At 52.4% G+C, this 18,680-nt stretch carries 13 protein-coding genes; 3 read left to right on the plus strand and 10 right to left on the minus strand.

Annotation, left to right across the window (positions count from 1 at the left end; translation table 11 throughout):
• The first annotated feature begins 21 nt into the window (after nucleotides 1–21).
• Entirely contained in the window at nucleotides 22–867 is an 846-nt protein-coding gene (nhoA, locus tag NMD08_RS12705; RefSeq protein WP_252838794.1) for an N-hydroxyarylamine O-acetyltransferase, read from the plus strand.
• Nucleotides 868–923: 56 nt separating this feature from the next.
• On the opposite strand, the gene NMD08_RS12710 is transcribed toward nhoA, so the two are convergent.
• The 7 genes from NMD08_RS12710 to NMD08_RS12740 form a co-directional block, all read right to left on the minus strand.
• Nucleotides 924–1,817 carry a PhzF family isomerase gene (locus tag NMD08_RS12710; protein WP_370620193.1) on the minus strand — a complete coding sequence of 298 codons (894 nt, stop codon included), beginning with the start codon at nucleotides 1,815–1,817 and terminating at the stop codon, nucleotides 924–926.
• A 98-nt stretch (nucleotides 1,818–1,915) separates the two neighbouring features.
• On the minus strand, nucleotides 1,916–2,596 hold the full coding sequence (gene narI / locus NMD08_RS12715) for a respiratory nitrate reductase subunit gamma (protein ID WP_187252403.1): 681 nt from the start codon (nucleotides 2,594–2,596) through the stop codon (nucleotides 1,916–1,918).
• Nucleotides 2,593–3,288, minus strand: a complete 696-nt coding sequence (gene narW, locus NMD08_RS12720) for a nitrate reductase molybdenum cofactor assembly chaperone (protein WP_370620194.1) — start codon at nucleotides 3,286–3,288, stop codon at nucleotides 2,593–2,595. Before narW ends, narI begins: the two co-directional genes overlap by 4 nt.
• Nucleotides 3,288–4,832: a nitrate reductase subunit beta gene (narH, locus tag NMD08_RS12725; protein WP_151219257.1), complete on the minus strand. Its 1,545-nt coding sequence runs from the start codon at nucleotides 4,830–4,832 to the stop codon at nucleotides 3,288–3,290. Before narH ends, narW begins: the two co-directional genes overlap by 1 nt.
• Entirely contained in the window at nucleotides 4,829–8,569 is a 3,741-nt protein-coding gene (locus tag NMD08_RS12730; RefSeq protein WP_252838792.1) for a nitrate reductase subunit alpha, read from the minus strand. Before NMD08_RS12730 ends, narH begins: the two co-directional genes overlap by 4 nt.
• 49 nt (nucleotides 8,570–8,618) lie before the next feature.
• Nucleotides 8,619–10,004, minus strand: coding sequence for a NarK family nitrate/nitrite MFS transporter (locus NMD08_RS12735; RefSeq protein ID WP_151219255.1), 1,386 nt, complete (start codon nucleotides 10,002–10,004; stop codon nucleotides 8,619–8,621).
• Nucleotides 10,005–10,216: 212 nt separating this feature from the next.
• On the minus strand, nucleotides 10,217–10,795 hold the full coding sequence (locus tag NMD08_RS12740; protein ID WP_151225465.1) for a TetR family transcriptional regulator: 579 nt from the start codon (nucleotides 10,793–10,795) through the stop codon (nucleotides 10,217–10,219).
• Between the two features lie 116 nt (nucleotides 10,796–10,911).
• Here NMD08_RS12740 and NMD08_RS12745 point away from each other — a divergent pair, with 116 nt between their 5' ends.
• Entirely contained in the window at nucleotides 10,912–12,399 is a 1,488-nt protein-coding gene (locus NMD08_RS12745; RefSeq protein ID WP_370620195.1) for an MFS transporter, read from the plus strand.
• Here NMD08_RS12745 and NMD08_RS12750 read toward each other — a convergent pair whose 3' ends face one another.
• The 3 genes from NMD08_RS12750 to yddG form a co-directional block, all read right to left on the minus strand.
• The gene (locus tag NMD08_RS12750) at nucleotides 12,400–12,780 is read right to left on the minus strand and encodes a GFA family protein (protein ID WP_151219502.1); all 381 of its coding nucleotides are present in this window, start codon (nucleotides 12,778–12,780) and stop codon (nucleotides 12,400–12,402) included.
• Nucleotides 12,781–12,923: 143 nt separating this feature from the next.
• The gene (gene ompD, locus NMD08_RS12755; protein ID WP_252838789.1) at nucleotides 12,924–14,003 is read right to left on the minus strand and encodes a porin OmpD; all 1,080 of its coding nucleotides are present in this window, start codon (nucleotides 14,001–14,003) and stop codon (nucleotides 12,924–12,926) included.
• Between the two features lie 458 nt (nucleotides 14,004–14,461).
• Nucleotides 14,462–15,343, minus strand: a complete 882-nt coding sequence (yddG, locus tag NMD08_RS12760) for an aromatic amino acid efflux DMT transporter YddG (RefSeq protein ID WP_151219251.1) — start codon at nucleotides 15,341–15,343, stop codon at nucleotides 14,462–14,464.
• 286 nt (nucleotides 15,344–15,629) lie between these two features.
• Between yddG and fdnG the strand changes: the two genes are divergently transcribed.
• A complete protein-coding gene (fdnG, locus tag NMD08_RS12765) occupies nucleotides 15,630–18,677 on the plus strand; it encodes a formate dehydrogenase-N subunit alpha (protein WP_370620196.1) in 3,048 nt (1,015 codons plus the stop codon).
• Nucleotides 18,678–18,680 lie beyond the last annotated feature (3 nt).

An 18,680-nucleotide genomic window follows, 5' to 3' on the forward strand; every position in this document is an offset into this window, starting at 1 on the left:
CCAATCGAACAGGAACGCCGTATGACGCCTTTTTTAACCGCTTATTTTGCCCGCATTGGCTGGTCAGGTTCGGCCAGCGCCGACATTGAAACCTTAAAAGCACTGCATTTACTGCACAACGGTGCAATTCCATTTGAGAACCTGGATGTATTGCTGCCAAGAGAGATGCAGCTCGACGATCAGTCGCTGGAAGAGAAACTGGTGACCGCGCGTCGCGGCGGCTATTGCTTTGAGCAGAACGGAGTATTTGAGCGTGCGTTACGCGAAATCGGTTTTAACGTACGTAGCCTTCTCGGACGAGTGGTTCTGGCTAATCCGTCAAGCTTGCCGCCGCGCACGCATCGTCTGTTGTTGGTTGAGTTGCAGGGAGAACAGTGGATTGCCGACGTTGGCTTCGGCGGACAAACGCTGACGGCGCCGATTCGTCTGCAGGCCGACATTGAGCAGCAAACGCCTCACGGCGAATATCGCCTGGTTCAGGAGGGGGAAGACTGGCTTCTGCAGTTCCGCCATCACGATCACTGGCAGTCAATGTACCGCTTCGATCTGGTGGTGCAACATCACAGCGATTATCTGATAGGTAACTTCTGGTCCGCGCACTGGCCACAATCACATTTTCGTCATCATCTGCTGATGTGTCGCCATCTTCCGGACGGCGGCAAGCTGACGTTGACCAATTTTCATTTTACCCATTATCAGGATGGTCGTGCGGTAGAACAGATAAATTTACCCGATGTCGCCAGTCTGTATGCCTTGCTGCAGGAACGGTTTGGACTGGGTGTGGATGATGTGAAGCATGGGTTTACCCTGGATGAGCTGGCGACCGTCATGGCGGCGTTTGATACACATCCGGAGGCGGGGAAATAGAGGATGGGAATAATGCCGGATGCGGCGTCATCGCTTCATCCGGCTTACAGATTCAATCAAAAATCGATCGCCCATTCGGCATGAAACAGGATCACTGCCGAACCGGTAATAGTCACTTTTTCCGGCAGGTTATCACGGATAGCCACCGTCACATCAACAATACCGTCGCGCCCGAGCGCGCGGCCCTGATGCCCCTGAACACGTAGCGTTTTCCCGTCATGCGCCATCACGCCATGGTGAACCAGCCACGCCCCCATTGGACCGTTGGCATTGCCGGTGACCGGATCTTCCACAATACCAATAGCAGGCGAGAACATGCGGCCATCGGTGGCGTTTTCGTCCTTGCGAATTTGAAAAGGGAAGAACCCGTTACAGCCAATTTGCTGGCTGATAGCGGTCAGGGCAGGCAAATCCGGGGAAAGGGCGTCGAGGTCCACCTCAGGCTTCAGCGCAATCATCACTTTAGAGTGTCCGGTGGTGGCTACCTGAATGGGTAATCCGGGCAGCATATCGTCTTCGCTCAGGTGCAGTGCATCGATTATCGCGGTACGTACAGCACCTTCCAGCGGAGCTTCGAATCCAGGTACGCCTTGTTCAAGGCTGATGCGATAGTCATTGTCACTTGCTTCAATATCGACCCGATGACGACCGGCGAGCGAGGTTTGCCAGACGGTGCTGTTGCCCAAACCCAGCACATTGGCGCGCACATAATGTGCTGCGACGGTAGCGTGCCCACAGATAGGAACTTCGACCGTCGGCGTGAAATAACGGATGTGAACATCGCTGTCGTCACTGGTCAGCAGGAATGCGGTTTCCGAATGACGTAGCTCGCTAGCAATGAGCTGCATCTGCGCTTCGCTCAGTCCGTCAGCATGCAACACCACTCCCGCTGAATTGCCACGAAAGGGTAGCGAGGTAAAGGCATCGACGTGATAAACCTGTGGTTTCATTAGCGTTCTCCCTGGGATGGAGAAGCATCATAACGTACAAAAAGCGGGATAGCGATCCAGGCCCGGTAAGCGCAAGCTATACCGGGCATCAGAGAAAATTAGCGGCGTGAACGCACTATCTGATAACGGCGGGTAAAGTACTCAAACGGCGCACTCCATACGTGGACCAGTCGGGTGAACGGGAACAGCAGGAAAATGGTCATTCCCAGAACCAGATGCACACGGAAAATCCACGCCACGCCATCCAGATGCGCAGACGCACCGCCCTGGAAGGTCACCACCGACTGCGCCCAACCGACCAGTTTCAGCATTTCACTGCCGTCAGGATGCTGCGCTGAGAACGGGATAGTGGTTAAACCGAGAATACATTGAATCAGCAGAACGCAGAGGATCAGAATATCGGCGGTGGAGGAGGTTGCACGAATGCGCGGATTAGTCAGCCGGCGCACCAGCAAGCCAGCGCCGCCAACCAGCGTCAGCACGCCACAAAATCCGCCGGCAATCATCGCCATCTGCTGCTTTACCGCAATCGGCAGGAACCAGGCATACATCCAGTGCGGCGTTAACATGCCAAACAGGTGACCGAAGAATATCCCCAGAATACCGATATGGAATAAGTTTGACCACAACACCATACCGCGTTTGTCCAGCATCTGGCTGGAAGAGGCGCGCCATGTGTATTGCCCGTAGTCGTAGCGTAGCCAACTGCCGAGGATAAACACCGTACCGCACAGGTACGGATAGATATCGTAAAAAAAGACGTTCAGGTACTGTATCATTTCGGGCCTCCCGCGCTGACGTCGACATACTGAGGTGCCACGTCCTGGCTAAAGCGTCGTTGATAATTTTGTAACGGTGAACTGTCACAGGCGGTGGCGTTATCCTCAATAAACTTCACCTGTTCCTCTTCCCAGACTGCATCCAGCGCCTGTCGGGTATCGTCGCGAGTTTCCGTGCCAACCTGTTTAGTGACGCTGTCACTTGAGAGGGAGCTTCCTGCAAGCAGCAGCAGGGCATCAAACAGTTGATACCAGGGCGTATCACGCTGCTTCAAACGCCCACCCAGTAACGCCAGAATCGGTGCGACGTTCTGCAGTCCTTCTTTAGCCTCCGCTTCCGGTAACACGCTTAAGTACTCAAGATATAAAGGCAGGTGATCCGGCAGTTCACGACAGTCGAGCTGCAGCCCGACCTTTTCGTACTGCGCCAACAGATCAACCATTGCCTGACCACGGTCACGAGACTCGGCGTGCACATGTTCAAACAGCAGCAGAGAGGTGGCCCGACCCCGGTCAAAGATTTCGCACCATTCGGCTTGTTTATCCAGTAACGGCGCATTGAGCAGCGCCTGGCTAAATTCGCTAAGCATTGGGGCATCGCAGGCCACAAGCGCCAGTGCCTCGTCTTTACACTCCCATAGCAGCTCGTCGGGGTACTCCATCAGCAGGCCGATAACCTTCAGGATTTGCATTATTCCCCCTCCGCTTTATCGCGCACTTCTGTGATGTCGATAGCGTCAATACGGCTACTGTTGAACAGGTTGAATTTAGTGTCGGAACCATGGCAGCCGTCACCAAAGGTAAAGCCGCAGCCGTTTTTCTCCGGGAAGGCATCGCGCGCCATTTCGCGGTGGCTGGTCGGGATCACGAAGCGGTCTTCATAGTTGGCAATCGCCAGATAGCGATACATTTCCTCAACCTGCTCAACGCTCAGACCCACTTCCTCAATCGCGCGAGTATCCGTAACACCTTCGACGGTTTGCGAACGCATATAGTGGCGCATCGCCATCATCCGTTTTAGCGCGCGCAGTACCGGGCCGGTATCGCCCGCGCTAAGCATGTTGGCGAGGTATTGAACCGGAATTCGCAGTGACTCAACCGCAGGCAAAATGTTGCCGTTGTGCGGCAGGCCACCGGCGTCGGCAATTGACTGAATCGGTGACAACGGCGGAACATACCAGACCATCGGCAAAGTGCGGTATTCGGGATGCAGAGGCAGCGCCAGCTTCCAGTCCATCGCCATTTTATAGACCGGTGAACGTTGGGCCGCTTCGATAACGTTGTGCGGAATCCCCTGTTTCAGCGCTTCTTCAATCACCGCCGGATCGTTCGGGTTGAGGAACACATCGCACTGACGCTCGTAGAGATCGGTTTCATGCTCGGTGCTCGCAGCTTCCTCGATGCGATCGGCATCGTACAGCAATACGCCGAGATAACGGATACGCCCGACGCAGGTTTCTGAACACACCGTTGGCTGACCGGACTCAATACGTGGATAACAGAAAATGCACTTCTCTGATTTGCCACTCTTCCAGTTAAAGTAGATTTTTTTATACGGGCAACCGCTAATGCACAAACGCCAACCTCGACATTTGTCCTGGTCGATCAGCACGATGCCGTCTTCTTCACGCTTATAGATGGCACCGCTCGGGCAGGTGGCGACACAGCTTGGGTTCAGACAGTGTTCGCACAGGCGCGGTAAATACATCATGAAGGTGTTTTCGAACTGCCCGTACATCTCCTTTTGCATCTTCTCAAAGTTACGGTCACGGGCTCGTTTTGAAAACTCACCGCCGAGCAGCTCTTCCCAGTTAGGACCCCAGATAATCTTGTCCATCCGCTTGCCATCAATCAGTGAACGCGGACGCGCGGTGGGCTGATTCTTGCTCTCCGGCGCGCTATGCAGATGCTGATAATCGTAGGTAAACGGTTCGTAATAATCATCGATTTGCGGGATCACCGGGTTGGCGAAAATTTTGGTGATCACGCCCATCTTGCCGCCCAGACGCGGTCTGATCTTGCCGTTGACATCACGAACCCAGCCGCCTTGCCACTCTTCCTGATCTTCCCAGTTTTTCGGATAACCAATGCCCGGCTTGGTCTCGACGTTGTTAAACCATGCATATTCCATCCCTTCACGCCCGGTCCAGACGTTTTTACAGGTGACGGAGCAGGTGTGGCAGCCGATGCACTTATCCAGATTAAGAACCATGCCTACCTGTGAGCGTATTTTCATTTTTTCGCCTCCTGTACCTGATCGCGACCTTCATCATCCAGCCAGTTAATGTTTTTCATTTTTCTAATCATGATGAACTCATCGCGGTTAGAGCCGACCGTCCCGTAATAATTGAAGCTGTATGCCAGTTGCGCATAGCCGCCGATCATGTGCGTGGGTTTCGGGCAGACGCGGGTGACCGAGTTATGGATCCCGCCGCGCATCCCGGTGACTTCCGAGCCTGGGATATTCATGATTCGCTCCTGGGCGTGATACATCATGGTCATTCCCGGAGGTACGCGTTGACTCACTACTGCACGCGCAGTGAGCGCACCGTTGGCGTTGAAGGCTTCAATCCAGTCGTTATCCTCAATGCCCAGCTCTTTGGCATCGGTCTCGCTGATCCAGACAATGGGGCCGCCGCGAGAAAGCGTCAGCATCAGCAGGTTTTCGCTGTAGGTGGAGTGGATCCCCCATTTCTGATGCGGCGTCAGGAAGTTGAGCGCTTTTTCCGGGAAGCCGTTAGGCGGAACTTCGCGCATTTCGCTGACGCTGCGGGTATCGATAGGCGGACGATATGCCACCAGACTTTCACCAAACGCTCGCATCCACGCATGATCCTGATACAACTGCTGACGACCGGACAGGGTACGCCATGGGATCAGTTCGTGGACGTTGGTATAGCCTGCGTTATAGGAGACATGTTCGCTTTCCAGACCGGACCAGGTAGGACTGGAGATAATTTTGCGCGGCTGGGCCTGGATATCGCGAAAACGAATTTTCTCGTCTTCTTTGTTCAAGGCCAGATGCGTATGGTCGCGACCAGTCATCGCGCCCAGCGCTTCCCAGGCTTTTACCGCCACCTGACCGTTGGTTTCCGGTGCCAGGGCGAGGATTACTTCAGAAGCATCCAGTGCGGTGTCAATCAACGGTCGGCCTTTTGCCGGGCCTTCGCGTTTGGTGTAGTTCAGCTTGCCGAGGAAATCGACCTCCGTCTGAGTATTCCACGCAATGCCTTTCCCGCCGTTGCCGAGCTTATCCATGAGTGGGCCGAGCGAAGTAAAACGTTCGTAGGTGGCGGGGTAGTCACGCTCCACAACGGCAATATTGGGCGCTGTTTTCCCCGGCAGGAGATCGCATTCGCCTTTACGCCAGTCCAGAATGTCAAACGGCTGCGCCAGTTCTGCCGGGGAGTCGTGTTGCAGTGGTTGCAATACAACATCCGTTTCTTGCCCAAGGTGCCCGACACAAACCTCGGAGAAGACTTTGGCGATGCCTTTATAAATTTCCCAGTCGCTCTTCGATTCCCACGCCGGGTCGACTGCCGCTGACAAGGGATGAATAAACGGATGCATATCCGAGGTGTTCATATCGTCTTTTTCATACCAGGTGGCGGTTGGTAAAACGATATCGGAGAACAGGCAGGTACTCGACATACGGAAATCGAGCGTTACCAGCAGATCGAGCTTGCCCTCAATCGCTGCGGACTGCCATTCAACTTCTTCAGGTTTAATACCGTTGCTTGAACCGAGCGCCTCTCCCTGGATCCCGCTTTCGGTACCCAGCAGATATTTGAGCATGTATTCATGCCCTTTACCGGAAGAGCCGAGCAGGTTAGAGCGCCAGACGAAGAGGTTGCGTGGATGGTTCTTGCCGCTATCCGGCTGTTCGCAGGCAAAACGAATATCACCCGATTTCAGCGCCTGCGCGGTATATTCCACCGGAGACATTCCCGCTTGATCTGCCTTTGCCTTAACGGTCAGTGGGTTGAGGTTTAGCTGCGGGGCGGACGGCAGCCAGCCCATCCTTTCTGCGCGCACGTTAAAATCAATTAAATGCCCACTAAACTTCGATGCATCGGCCAGCGGAGAGAGGAGTTCCTGAGCGGTAAGTTTTTCATAGCGCCACTGACTGGAGTGGTTGTAGAAAAACGAGGTGCTGTTCATCTGACGCGGAGGACGGTTCCAGTCCAGCGCAAAGGCCAGCGGTAACCAACCGGTTTGCGGCCGCAGCTTCTCCTGACCCACATAGTGTGCCCAGCCGCCGCCGCTTTGCCCCACGCAACCACAGAACACGAGGATGTTAATCATCCCACGATAGTTCATGTCCATGTGATACCAGTGGTTAACGCCCGCCCCGAGGATGATCATCGAGCGGCCATGCGTTTTGTGCGCGGTATCAGCAAACTCGCGGGCGATTTGCTCGATATGACGGCGTGGCACGCCGGTAATTTGCTCGCCCCAGGCAGGGGTGTAGGCTTTCACTTCGCTGTAATCTTGCGCGCTATGAACATCATCCAGACCACGGTCGAGGCCGTAATTCGCCAGTACCAGATCATAGACGCTCACCACCGGGCAACGGCTGCCATCGGCGAGGGTAAGATGTTTTACCGGCAGTTGGCGAATCAGCACCGGCTCCTGTTTCACGCTGCGAAAATGTGGGTTTTCGTTGCCGCCGAAATAGGGAAACGCCACGCCGGTCACGTCATCATGCTGACCAAGCAGCGAGAGGGAAAGCTCTGTTTCAGTCCCTGCCGCCAGCGATTCGAGATTCCATTTGCCTTTCTCGCCCCAGCGAAAACCGATGGATCCGTTCGGGACAACCAGTTCGCCTTCGCGGTTGAAAGCCACCGTTTTCCACTCTGGATTGTTGTTTTCGCCCAGACCATCGACAAGGTCTGAGGCGCGCATCATGCGTCCAGGCACGTAGGTGCCATCTTCGCGGGCATCCAGCAGCACCAGCATCGGCATGTCGGTATAGCGGCGACAGTAATTGAGGAAGTAATCGCTGGGATTGTCGAGGTGGAACTCTTTCAGGATGACGTGGCCCATTGCCATCGCCAGCGCGCTGTCCGTCCCTTGTTTGGGTGCCAGCCACTGGTCGCAGAGTTTGGCGACCTCCGAGTAATCCGGCGTAATGGCAATCGTCTTGGTACCTTTGTAACGTACTTCAGTAAAAAAGTGCGCGTCCGGGGTTCGGGTCTGTGGCACGTTAGAACCCCAGGCAATGATATAACTGGAGTTATACCAGTCGGCAGATTCCGGTACATCGGTCTGCTCGCCCCAGGTCATTGGTGATGCAGGCGGTAAGTCGCAGTACCAGTCATAGAAGCTCAGACAAGTTCCGCCCAGTAGCGAGAGATAGCGTGTGCCTGCGGCATAAGAGACCATCGACATTGCGGGGATGGGGGAGAATCCGGCCACGCGATCCGGACCGTAGGTTTTTACCGTCCAGACGTTGGCGGCGGCAATCAACTGATTAAGCTCTTTCCAGTTGGAACGGATAAACCCGCCGCGCCCGCGCACCTGCTTGTAACTCAGGCATTTTTGCGGGTCGTTCATAATGGATTCCCAGGCCAGCACCGGATCGGGCTGGCGGGACAGGGCGTCGCGCCACAATTCGATTAGACGTTTACGCACCAGCGGATATTTCAGGCGGTTGGCGCTGTACAGATACCAGGAATAACTTGCGCCGCGTGGGCAGCCACGGGGCTCATGATTTGGCAGGTCAGGTCGGGTACGAGGATAGTCGGTTTGCTGAGTTTCCCAGGTTACCAGCCCGTTTTTGACGTAGATTTTCCAGCTGCATGAGCCGGTACAGTTAACGCCGTGGGTAGAACGCACAATTTTATCGAACTGCCAGCGCTGACGATAGCTGTCTTCCCAGTCCCGGTTGGTGTGCATCACTTGCCCGTGCCCATCGGCAAATGTCTCACCCTTTTGTTTAAAGTAGCGAAAGCGATCTAACAGTTTACTCATGACATAACTCCTGCTTCGAATAACGTTGCCCGCACTGGCCAAAAGATGACTATTTTTTTTGTGATTTACGGCCGTATACCAGCCAGGTCACCAGCACGCAGACGATGTAGAACACAAGGAATATTTTCATGGCGCCGACCGGAGAGCCGGTCAGCGCCAGCGATGAACCGAACGCTTTCGGAATAAAGAAGCCCCCGACCGCGCCAATAGCAGAGATAAATCCCAGAGCGGCTGCGGTATCGGTTACCGCTTCACGCTGAGCCTGTTCTTCAGTACCACCGTGCAGCTTCACCCGGTAAATGGTGATTTTGCGAAAGATCACCGCAATCATCTGGAAGGTCGAACCGCTACCCAAACCTGCGGTCAGGAACAAGCCCATAAACACCAGGTAGAAGGCGACAAAGTTTCCTTCGCCAGACCCTGGCAGGGTAAGAAACAGCAGGGCACTAAACAGCGCCATAAAGATGAAGTTAATTAATGTGACGCGTACACCGCCGAACTTGTCAGAGATCACGCCGCCCGCCGAACGCGCAAGCGCGCCAATGAATGGGCCGAAGAACGCCAGTTGCAGAATATTCACGTCCGGGAACTGGGTTTTCGCCAGCATGGCAAAGCCTGCCGAGAAACCGATAAATGAACCAAAGGTGGCAAGATACAGCAGGCTTAATAGCCACAGATGAAAACGCTTCAGGACCGGTAACTGGGAAGCAATGGAGGCCTTCGAACTGGCAATGTCGTTCATTCCCGTGCTTGCCGCCACGGTGGCTATCAGCAATAACGGAACCCAAATCCATGCGGCATTGGCCAGCGACAGTAACGAGCCGTCGGCTTGCGGGACGCCCTGTACGCCCAAAAAGGTAAAGATGGGCAGAAAGATCACCAACGGTGCGATCAACTGCATCACGCTGACGCCAAGGTTGCCGAGACCGCCGTTAACACCTAACGCGCTACCTTGTTTCGCTTTTGGGAAGAAAAAGCTGATATTACCCATGCTGGAGGCAAAGTTAGCACCAGCAAAACCACACATCAGCGCAATAATAATAAATACGCCAAACGGAGTAGCGGTGTTTTGCACGGCAAATCCGAGCCAGACGCAGGGAACGACCAGAATAATGGTGCTAAAAATGGTCCAGCGACGCCCCCCAAATATAGGTACCATAAAGGAGTAGGGAACACGTAATATCGCACCAGAAAGAGAAGGCAATGCGGTTAATAAAAACAGTTGGTCGGTGGTAAAATTAAAACCAATTTTATTCAGATTGACGGCCACGGCGCTGAACAACATCCAGACGCAGAACGCCAGCAACAGGCAACTCACTGATATCCAGAGATTTCTTCGGGCAATATGCTTACCTTTATTTTCCCAAAAGGCGGGGTTCTCCGGTTTCCAGTCAGTTAAAAGATAACGATTATTTTTCTCATTTGATGCTGACATATTATTCTCCATGCACATGCCGTTCATGAAAAAGAAATAAACGCATACAGCGCCGCGCGGGTTCTTTTTAGAAACTATTGAAAAGTTTTGGGAATATTGACTGAAAGAATAGATAAAAAAGCGCAATAACGCGGCGTGATGGGGGGATTACACGTTGCTTAAGTGTTACCAATTGTAAATATAAAAGATGTATTATTAATTCATCTATAACATCAATTAACTAACTCTAACGTAATCATACGATCCAAATGGCGCTCGAACGCAGGATCGGCCATTTCTTCAATGCCTAATACATAGATGCCATCCAGACCGCAGACCAACGCAATCAAACGCCAGGCCACATCGGTAGCATCCGGGTCTGGAGAAAACTCACCTGCTTTCTGTCCCTGAGCAATGATAGCGGCGGTTTCTTCGTGCCACATCCGCATGGTCAGCAGGTAAGCACTTTTGATTTCCGGATCTTTATCCGCCAGAACCTGTGCTTCACGCCACAGTTTAATATAGGGTTCAAACCCGCCGTCTTCGCTGCCCAGCATGGCGTGAAGCCGTTCACGGAAGCTGGCGTTTGCGCTGACCAGTTCGGCATCCAGAAGGGTACGGATCAGTTGCACAAAAGCGAGGGATTTTAACTCACCGGCAGACGTAAAGTGATGGTGTACCTGGCCGGTGGACACCTGAGCTTCCGTGGCAATACGCCGCACCGTCATGGCGGTAAATCCTTCCTCAAGCGCGACGCGCATTGCCGCCTGCAGAATCACTTCCCGACGTTCATCCCGATTCAGATAGCTCATCGTTCCTCCCATACCCGTTTAGCACGCAGTGTAACAAAAAGTTGGACATATGTTCAATTTTCCGTAGGATCGCTGAAGTTGGACATGTGTCCAGTTTTAGTTTCGAAGGGAATTTTATGTTTCGTCAGTGGTTAACGTTAGTGATTATTGTGCTGGTCTACATCCCTGTTGCGATTGATGCAACGGTGCTGCATGTTGCCGCGCCCACGCTGAGTATGACGCTGGGTGCCAGTGGTAACGAGCTGCTGTGGATCATTGATATTTATTCTCTGGTAATGGCCGGTATGGTGTTGCCCATGGGGGCGCTGGGCGATCGCATTGGCTTTAAACGCTTGCTGCTGTTAGGTGGAGGCTTGTTTGGTCTGGCATCGCTGGCCGCCGCCTTTGCCCACAGCGCCAGTTGGTTGATTGCCACCCGGGCCGTATTGGCGATTGGTGCGGCGATGATTGTGCCAGCAACGCTTGCGGGTATCCGCGCAACCTTTGCCGAGCAACGTCATCGTAATATGGCGCTGGGCGTGTGGGCAGCCGTGGGTTCCGGTGGTGCCGCATTTGGACCGTTAGTGGGCGGCATGCTGCTGGAGAACTTCTATTGGGGTTCCGTGTTCTTAATCAATGTGCCCATTGTCCTGGTGGTTATGGCATTAACCGCGCGTTATGTGCCGCGCCAGGCCGGACGACGCGATCAATCGTTAAACTTCGGTCATGCGATAATGCTGATTGTCGCCATTCTGCTGCTGGTTTACAGCGCGAAAACGGCGTTGAAAGGGCATACAGCGATCGTGGTCATCGTACTGACATTGATAATTGGTGCGTTATTATTGGGGCAGTTCGTGCGTATCCAGCTTGCGGCCGCGCGCCCGATGATTGATATGCGGCTGTTCACGCATCGTATTATTTTAAGCGGCGTAGTTATGGCGATGACGGCGATGATTACTCTGGTTGGTTTTGAGTTGCTGATGGCTCAGGAGCTGCAGTTTGTACATGGCTTAACGCCGTATCAGGCGGGGTTATTTATGCTACCGGTGATGCTGGCCAGCGGCTTCAGCGGACCGATCGCTGGTATGCTGGTATCACGTCTGGGATTACGTTGCGTGGCAACGGCGGGTATGGCGCTGAGCGCCGTCAGTTTTTACGGTCTGGCAATGACGGACTTTAGTACCCAGCAGATTCAGGCCTGGATATTGATGGCTTTGCTCGGTTTTAGCGCCGCCAGCGCGCTCCTGGCCTCAACGGCGGCTATCATGGCGGCAGCACCGGCAGAAAAAGCTGCTGCCGCAGGCGCCATCGAAACAATGGCTTATGAACTGGGGGCCGGGCTTGGGATTGCTATCTTTGGTTTGCTGTTGAGCCGTAGCTTTTCAGCCTCGATTCTGCCGCCTGCGGGACTTAATCCACAGGAAATAGAGCGAGCTTCATCGTCAATGGGTGAGGCGGTACAACTGGCGCATTCGCTTCCGGCATCCCTGAGTGATGCGTTGTTGTCAGCAGCCAGAGTAGCCTTTACCTGGTCGCACAGCGTGGCCTTAAGCAGTGCCGGCAGCATGCTTATCGTTTTGGCGGTAGGAATGTGGTTCAGTCTGGCAAAGGTACAGCGTCATTAACTAATGGGCTAAATGACAGGGGTAATCCATCTCTTCGACTTCTTTTCCACTCAGTCGAGCGTATTGCCCCGTCAGTCTCCAGAACGCAGGTTGTGTTTCCGTATAGATCTCTGCCGCTAAAACCAGGCGGCGGCGATCCACCTCGTTCAGTTCCAGCAATGTCCACGGCACAAAATAACGATCGCTGCCCGTTAGGGTAAACCACAGGGGACATCCGCAACCGGAACAGAAGAAACGTTCCCCACGATTTGAAGAAGGAAAGTGTGAGGGTTCGGCTGAATCTGGCGACATCTGCGGGTGAGTGCTGGATTCCAGATACATAGCAATGCCTCCAGACCACTTTTGGCATAGCGTACAGTGGCAGGCATAGACATCCAGCATTTCGACGTCGACGGTAAAATGACTCTGTCCGCAAAGACAACGACCAGTGAATGTCTGCACGGCATACTCCTTATGACCGAGTCTACATCAAGAGAAAAAGCCAGCCCCTGAAGGACTGGCTTTGTATTCAGGCTACAACAAAATTAGAACTGGTAGTTCAGACCAACAGCTACGATGTTGTCGGTGCTTACACCGGCAGCGCGGGTGAAGTTGTTGTCATCCAGCAGGTTGATTTTGTAATCAACGAAGGTGGACATGTTTTTGTTGAAGTAGTAAGTAGCACCCAGGTCTACGTATTCAACCAGATCCTGGTCGCCGTATACTGCAATGTCTTTACCTTTAGATTTCAGGTAAGCAACGGACGGACGCAGACCGAAGTCGAACTGGTACTGAGCAACAGCTTCAAAGTTCTGAGTTTTTTCAGCGATACCGTTTACAGAACCATAGGTGGTCATGTTGCGGGTTTCGGAGTAGGTGGTTGCCAGATAGATGTTGTTCGCATCATATTTCAGACCAGCAGCCCAAACTTCAGCGTTTTTACCGTCAGCTTTGAATGCGCTGCCAGCACGGGTCTGGGAATCGGTACGGTCAGATTTCGCATAGGTAGCACCTACGCCGAAGCCTTCATACTCATAAGTGGTAGACAGACCGAAGCCGTCACCGTTAGCTTCTTTGACATTAGAACGGTCGTTTTTGCCCTGGTACTGAGCAGCAAAGTTCAGACCTTCAACTAGACCGAAGAAGTCGGTGTTACGGTAGGTTGCAACGCCGGTAGTACGGCCAGTCATGAATACGTCAGTCTGGGTCCAGGTATCGCCACCGAACTCTGGCAGAACGTCGGTCCATGCGCCGATGTCGTACGCTACGCCGTAGTTACGACCGTAGTCGAAAGAACCGTATTCAGCGAATTTCAGACCAGCGAATGCCAGACGAGTTTTGTCGCTGTTGGAACCACCGGTGGATTCAGTACGGTTGCCTTTGAATTCATATTCCCACTGACCAAAACCAACCAGTTGGTCATTGATCTGAGTTTCGCCTTTGAAACCCATACGTGCATAAGTTTTGTCGCCATCACTGCCGGTGTCATCAGAGAAGTAGTGCTGAGCGTGAACTTTACCGTACAGGTCCAGTTTGTTACCGTCTTTGTTATATACCTCAGCTGCGTTTACTGCACCTGCCGCCAACAGGCTAGTCACTGCCACTGCAACTAATTTAAGTTTCATTCTAAATAATCCTTATAATTATTTCTTGGTGTGTTTCCTAAACCATTGCTAAACGAGGGGTTCGTCAATGGCAAACTATTTTTAAATGACGCAGTGGTATAAGTTCAATAATAAGTTTCATAATATTGCGAAATATTTGAAGTTGTGTGATCTAGATCTACATAATATAACTGATTGCATTAATCTTTATATGTGACAGATCTGAATGGGTATATTTACATAGGGGACTATTGGCAGCCCTATGATTTAAATGATGTTAGTTTCGCAGGTGTAATATATACATGTGAAGGGATATGGATAACCGCATAATATTTTCAGGCGTTAATTGATTACCATATATTTAACATTTAATTAAACAAATATAAACATAAAGAGCAGACAGAATGAACAATTATTATTCATCAATTTGTCTAAAGTATAGCCGGGTTTTATTTATTTGTGATAAAACCCGTATTTTTTCAGGCGCGCCGCGTTGCCAGCCAGCAAAGCAGCGAGCCAGCGCAGACCATCAGCGCACCTTGCCAGAAGGAAAGGGACAGCGGAGCACTGAGCAATACAGCAGCCAATGCGGAGGAAAGCACCGGGGTAAAATAAGACCCAACAGCCATGATGGTCACGTTACCGTGCAATATACCGATATTCCACGCAGCATAGGCAAATCCTAACGTTAATGCAGCGGTGAACATTTTAATCGTCACCGACGTGCTGAAAACCATTTCCGGCTGAGGAGTAATAAAATAGTAAACCCACAAACTTGCAGCCGTCAGTAAAACGAAGACGGTGATGCCATTAAAACCTTTTGCATATTTATTGGTCACCGTGCAATACGTTGCCCAGATAAAAGCTCCGAGAAAGGCGAGGAAATAGCTAAGCGGGCTGGTAGCGACATTGCTGATAATTTCACCAGGATTGAGACCATTTTCACCCCCCAATACCCAACAGACCCCGGTCAATGCGATGATTAATCCGGGAACCACCAACCAGGTTGTTTTCTGGCCATTAAATAAAATGGCAAATAATATTGTCAGGCTTGGCCAGAGATAGTTGACCATGCCGACCTCAATGGCCTGATGACGAGTTGCGGCATAACCCAGGGCCAGCGCTAAACATATTTCATAGCTCACAAAAAGCACACTACCGGCGATCAAATAACGTACAGGGATTTTTCTGATATCAGGAAAGCCAACAGTAAATATCAGCAACAAGCCGCTTAATGAAAAAATCATTGCCGCGCCACCCGCAGGCCCCAGTCCTTCACTTACTCCACGAATGAGACCCACCATGGTGCTCCAGAGCACAATGGCAATCAGCCCAATCAACGTTGCTTTTTGTTTTGTCATGCTATTTGTCTGTCCATGATACTGGCAAAAATTAAGCTGAAATTTATAGCACTTTTGCACCATAGCACGCTAATTAATTACCTTTTACCTACTCCCTTATGAGTACAAAGGTTAAGCAAAGAGCACTATTTAGTAGCGGAACCGTTTCGTTATTGATTTGACGCAAAAAAAATATGGATATAGCTGATAGTTTCGTCGCGAAGTTGTACATGTCATCTTTCAAACAGCCGCGCTGGCGCAATTTGAGAGATTCCCTGTACGAACCCCTGCAAAAAAGAGGAAAGCAATGGACGTCAGCCGCAGACAATTTTTTAAAATCTGCGCGGGCGGTATGGCGGGAACAACAGTAGCCGCTCTGGGTTTTGCACCCAAAATGGCACTGGCTCAGGCGCGAAACTATAAGTTGTTACGCGCCAAAGAGATCCGAAACACATGCACATACTGTTCCGTAGGTTGCGGGCTATTAATGTATAGCCTGGGTGATGGAGCTAAAAACGCCAAAGAGTCGATTTACCATATTGAAGGGGATCCGGATCATCCGGTGAGCCGTGGGGCATTATGTCCTAAGGGCGCAGGATTATTGGATTACATACACAGCGAAAACCGTCTGCGTTACCCGGAATATCGCGCTCCTGGCTCCGACAAATGGCAGCGTATCAGCTGGGATGATGCCTTTACCCGCATCGCGAAACTGATGAAAGCTGACCGCGACGCCAATTTTATTGAGAAGAATGAGCAGGGCGTAACGGTTAACCGCTGGCTTTCTACCGGGATGCTGTGTGCATCTGCGGCAAGTAATGAAACCGGCATGCTGACGCAAAAATTTGTGCGCTCTCTCGGCATGCTGGCAGTTGATAACCAGGCACGCGTCTGACACGGACCAACGGTAGCAAGTCTTGCTCCAACATTTGGTCGCGGTGCGATGACCAACCACTGGGTAGATATTAAAAACGCCAACGTCGTGATGGTGATGGGCGGTAACGCCGCTGAAGCACATCCGGTGGGATTCCGCTGGGCGATGGAAGCCAAAAACAACAATGATGCCACGCTGATTGTTGTTGACCCTCGTTTCACCCGTACAGCCTCGGTGGCAGATATTTACGCGCCGATTCGTTCCGGCACGGACATCACGTTCCTGTCCGGTGTTTTGCTGTACCTGATTGAAAACAAAAAAATCAATGCTGAATACGTGAAGCATTACACCAACGCCAGCCTGCTGGTGCGGGATGACTTTACTTTTGAAGACGGTCTGTTCAGCGGATACGACGCACAAAAACGCCAATACGATAAATCGTCCTGGAACTATCAGTTCGATGAAAACGGCTACGCGAAACGCGATGAAACGTTAAGCCATCCTCGCTGTGTCTGGAATCTGTTAAAACAGCACGTTTCCCGCTACACGCCGGATGTGGTGGAAAACATCTGCGGTACGCCAAAAGCAGACTTCCTGAAAGTCTGCGAAGTGCTGGCTTCCACCAGCGCAGCCGATCGCACAACCACCTTCCTGTATGCGCTGGGCTGGACTCAACATACCGTCGGGGCGCAGAACATCCGTACCATGGCGATGATCCAGTTGTTGCTCGGCAACATGGGGATGGCAGGTGGTGGGGTTAACGCCTTACGCGGTCACTCCAACATTCAGGGGTTAACTGATTTAGGTCTGCTGTCGACCAGTCTGCCGGGCTACCTGACGCTGCCGTCAGAGAAACACGCGGATCTGCAAACCTATCTGGCCGCGAATACGCCGAAAGCCACGTTAGCCGATCAGGTTAACTACTGGGGCAACTATCCGAAATTCTTCGTCAGTCTGATGAAGTCTTTCTATGGCAATGCGGCGCAAAAAGAGAACGACTGGGGCTTTGATTGGCTGCCGAAGTGGGATCAGTCCTACGACGTCATTAAATACTTCAACATGATGGATAGCGGGAAAGTCACCGGCTACATCTGTCAGGGCTTTAACCCGGTTGCGTCCTTCCCGGATAAAAACAAAGTGGTGCAGTCGCTGAGTAAACTGAAGTATCTGGTAGTAATCGATCCGCTGGTGACTGAAACCTCAACGTTCTGGCAGAACCACGGCGAGTCTAACGATGTCGACCCGGCATCTATTCAGACCGAAGTCTTCCGTCTGCCATCCACTTGCTTTGCGGAAGAAGATGGCTCCATCGCCAACTCCGGCCGTTGGCTGCAGTGGCACTGGAAAGGACAGGATGCGCCGGGTGAAGCCCGCAACGACGGCGAAATTCTGGCCGGTATTTACCACCGTCTGCGCGATATGTATCGCACTGAAGGCGGTAAGGCCGTAGAGCCGGTGCTGAAAATGAGCTGGAACTATAAGCAACCGGACGAACCGCATTCCGAAGAAGTGGCGAAAGAGAATAACGGCTATGCGCTGGAAGATCTCTATGACGCCAACGGCGTGCTAATTGCGAAGAAAGGTCAGTTGCTCAGCAGCTTTGCACTCCTTCGCGATGATGGAACGACCTCATCCTCCTGCTGGATTTATACCGGTAGCTGGACCGAGCAGGGCAACCAGATGGCCAACCGCGATAACGCCGACCCGTCAGGTCTTGGTAATACGCTGGGCTGGACCTGGGCATGGCCGTTGAACCGTCGCGTCCTGTATAACCGCGCATCGGCGGATCCGCAGGGCAAGCCGTGGGATCCAAAACGTATGCTGATCCAGTGGAACGGCACGAAGTGGACGGGGAACGATATCCCGGACTTCAGCACCGCGGCACCGGGCAGTGGCACTAATCCGTTTATTATGCAGCCGGAAGGGCTGGGTCGTCTGTTCGCTATCGATAAAATGGCGGAAGGGCCGTTCCCGGAACACTACGAGCCGATGGAAACACCGCTGGGTACTAACCCGCTGCACCCGAGCGTGATCTCCAACCCGGCAGCACGTCTGTACGAGGCGGATAAATTACGCATGGGGACGAAGCAGGATTTCCCGTACGTCGGGACAACCTATCGTCTGACCGAACATTTCCATACCTGGACCAAGCACGCATTACTGAATGCGATTGCCCAGCCAGAGCAGTTTGTGGAAATCAGCGAAACACTGGCGGCAGCGAAGGGAATTAACAATGGCGATTACGTGAAAGTCAGCAGCAAGCGTGGATTTATTCGCGCAGTTGCTGTCGTCACTCGTCGTCTGCGTACCCTGAACGTCAACGGTCAGCAGGTTGAAACGGTTGGGATCCCAATTCACTGGGGCTTTGAAGGAGTCGCGCGTAAAGGCTTTATCGCCAACACCCTGACGCCGAATGTCGGTGATGCAAACTCGCAAACGCCGGAATACAAAGCGTTTTTAGTTAACATCGAGAAGGCGTAAGGG

The sequence above is a fragment of the Citrobacter meridianamericanus genome (genome assembly GCF_041320245.1).
In the GTDB taxonomy this organism is placed as follows: domain Bacteria; phylum Pseudomonadota; class Gammaproteobacteria; order Enterobacterales; family Enterobacteriaceae; genus Citrobacter; species Citrobacter meridianamericanus.

Excerpts from the sequence above, each read along its gene's own strand:
- nhoA (WP_252838794.1), top strand. The coding sequence starts at position 22 with ATGACGCCTTTTTTAACCGCTTATTTTGCCCGCATTGGCTGGTCAGGT.
- NMD08_RS12710 (WP_370620193.1), bottom strand. The coding sequence starts at position 1,817 with ATGAAACCACAGGTTTATCACGTCGATGCCTTTACCTCGCTACCCTTT.
- narI (WP_187252403.1), bottom strand. The coding sequence starts at position 2,596 with ATGATACAGTACCTGAACGTCTTTTTTTACGATATCTATCCGTACCTG.
- narW (WP_370620194.1), bottom strand. The coding sequence starts at position 3,288 with ATGCAAATCCTGAAGGTTATCGGCCTGCTGATGGAGTACCCCGACGAG.
- narH (WP_151219257.1), bottom strand. The coding sequence starts at position 4,832 with ATGAAAATACGCTCACAGGTAGGCATGGTTCTTAATCTGGATAAGTGC.
- NMD08_RS12730 (WP_252838792.1), bottom strand. The coding sequence starts at position 8,569 with ATGAGTAAACTGTTAGATCGCTTTCGCTACTTTAAACAAAAGGGTGAG.
- NMD08_RS12735 (WP_151219255.1), bottom strand. The coding sequence starts at position 10,004 with ATGTCAGCATCAAATGAGAAAAATAATCGTTATCTTTTAACTGACTGG.
- NMD08_RS12740 (WP_151225465.1), bottom strand. The coding sequence starts at position 10,795 with ATGAGCTATCTGAATCGGGATGAACGTCGGGAAGTGATTCTGCAGGCG.
- NMD08_RS12745 (WP_370620195.1), top strand. The coding sequence starts at position 10,912 with ATGTTTCGTCAGTGGTTAACGTTAGTGATTATTGTGCTGGTCTACATC.
- NMD08_RS12750 (WP_151219502.1), bottom strand. The coding sequence starts at position 12,780 with ATGCTGGATGTCTATGCCTGCCACTGTACGCTATGCCAAAAGTGGTCT.
- ompD (WP_252838789.1), bottom strand. The coding sequence starts at position 14,003 with ATGAAACTTAAATTAGTTGCAGTGGCAGTGACTAGCCTGTTGGCGGCA.
- yddG (WP_151219251.1), bottom strand. The coding sequence starts at position 15,343 with ATGACAAAACAAAAAGCAACGTTGATTGGGCTGATTGCCATTGTGCTC.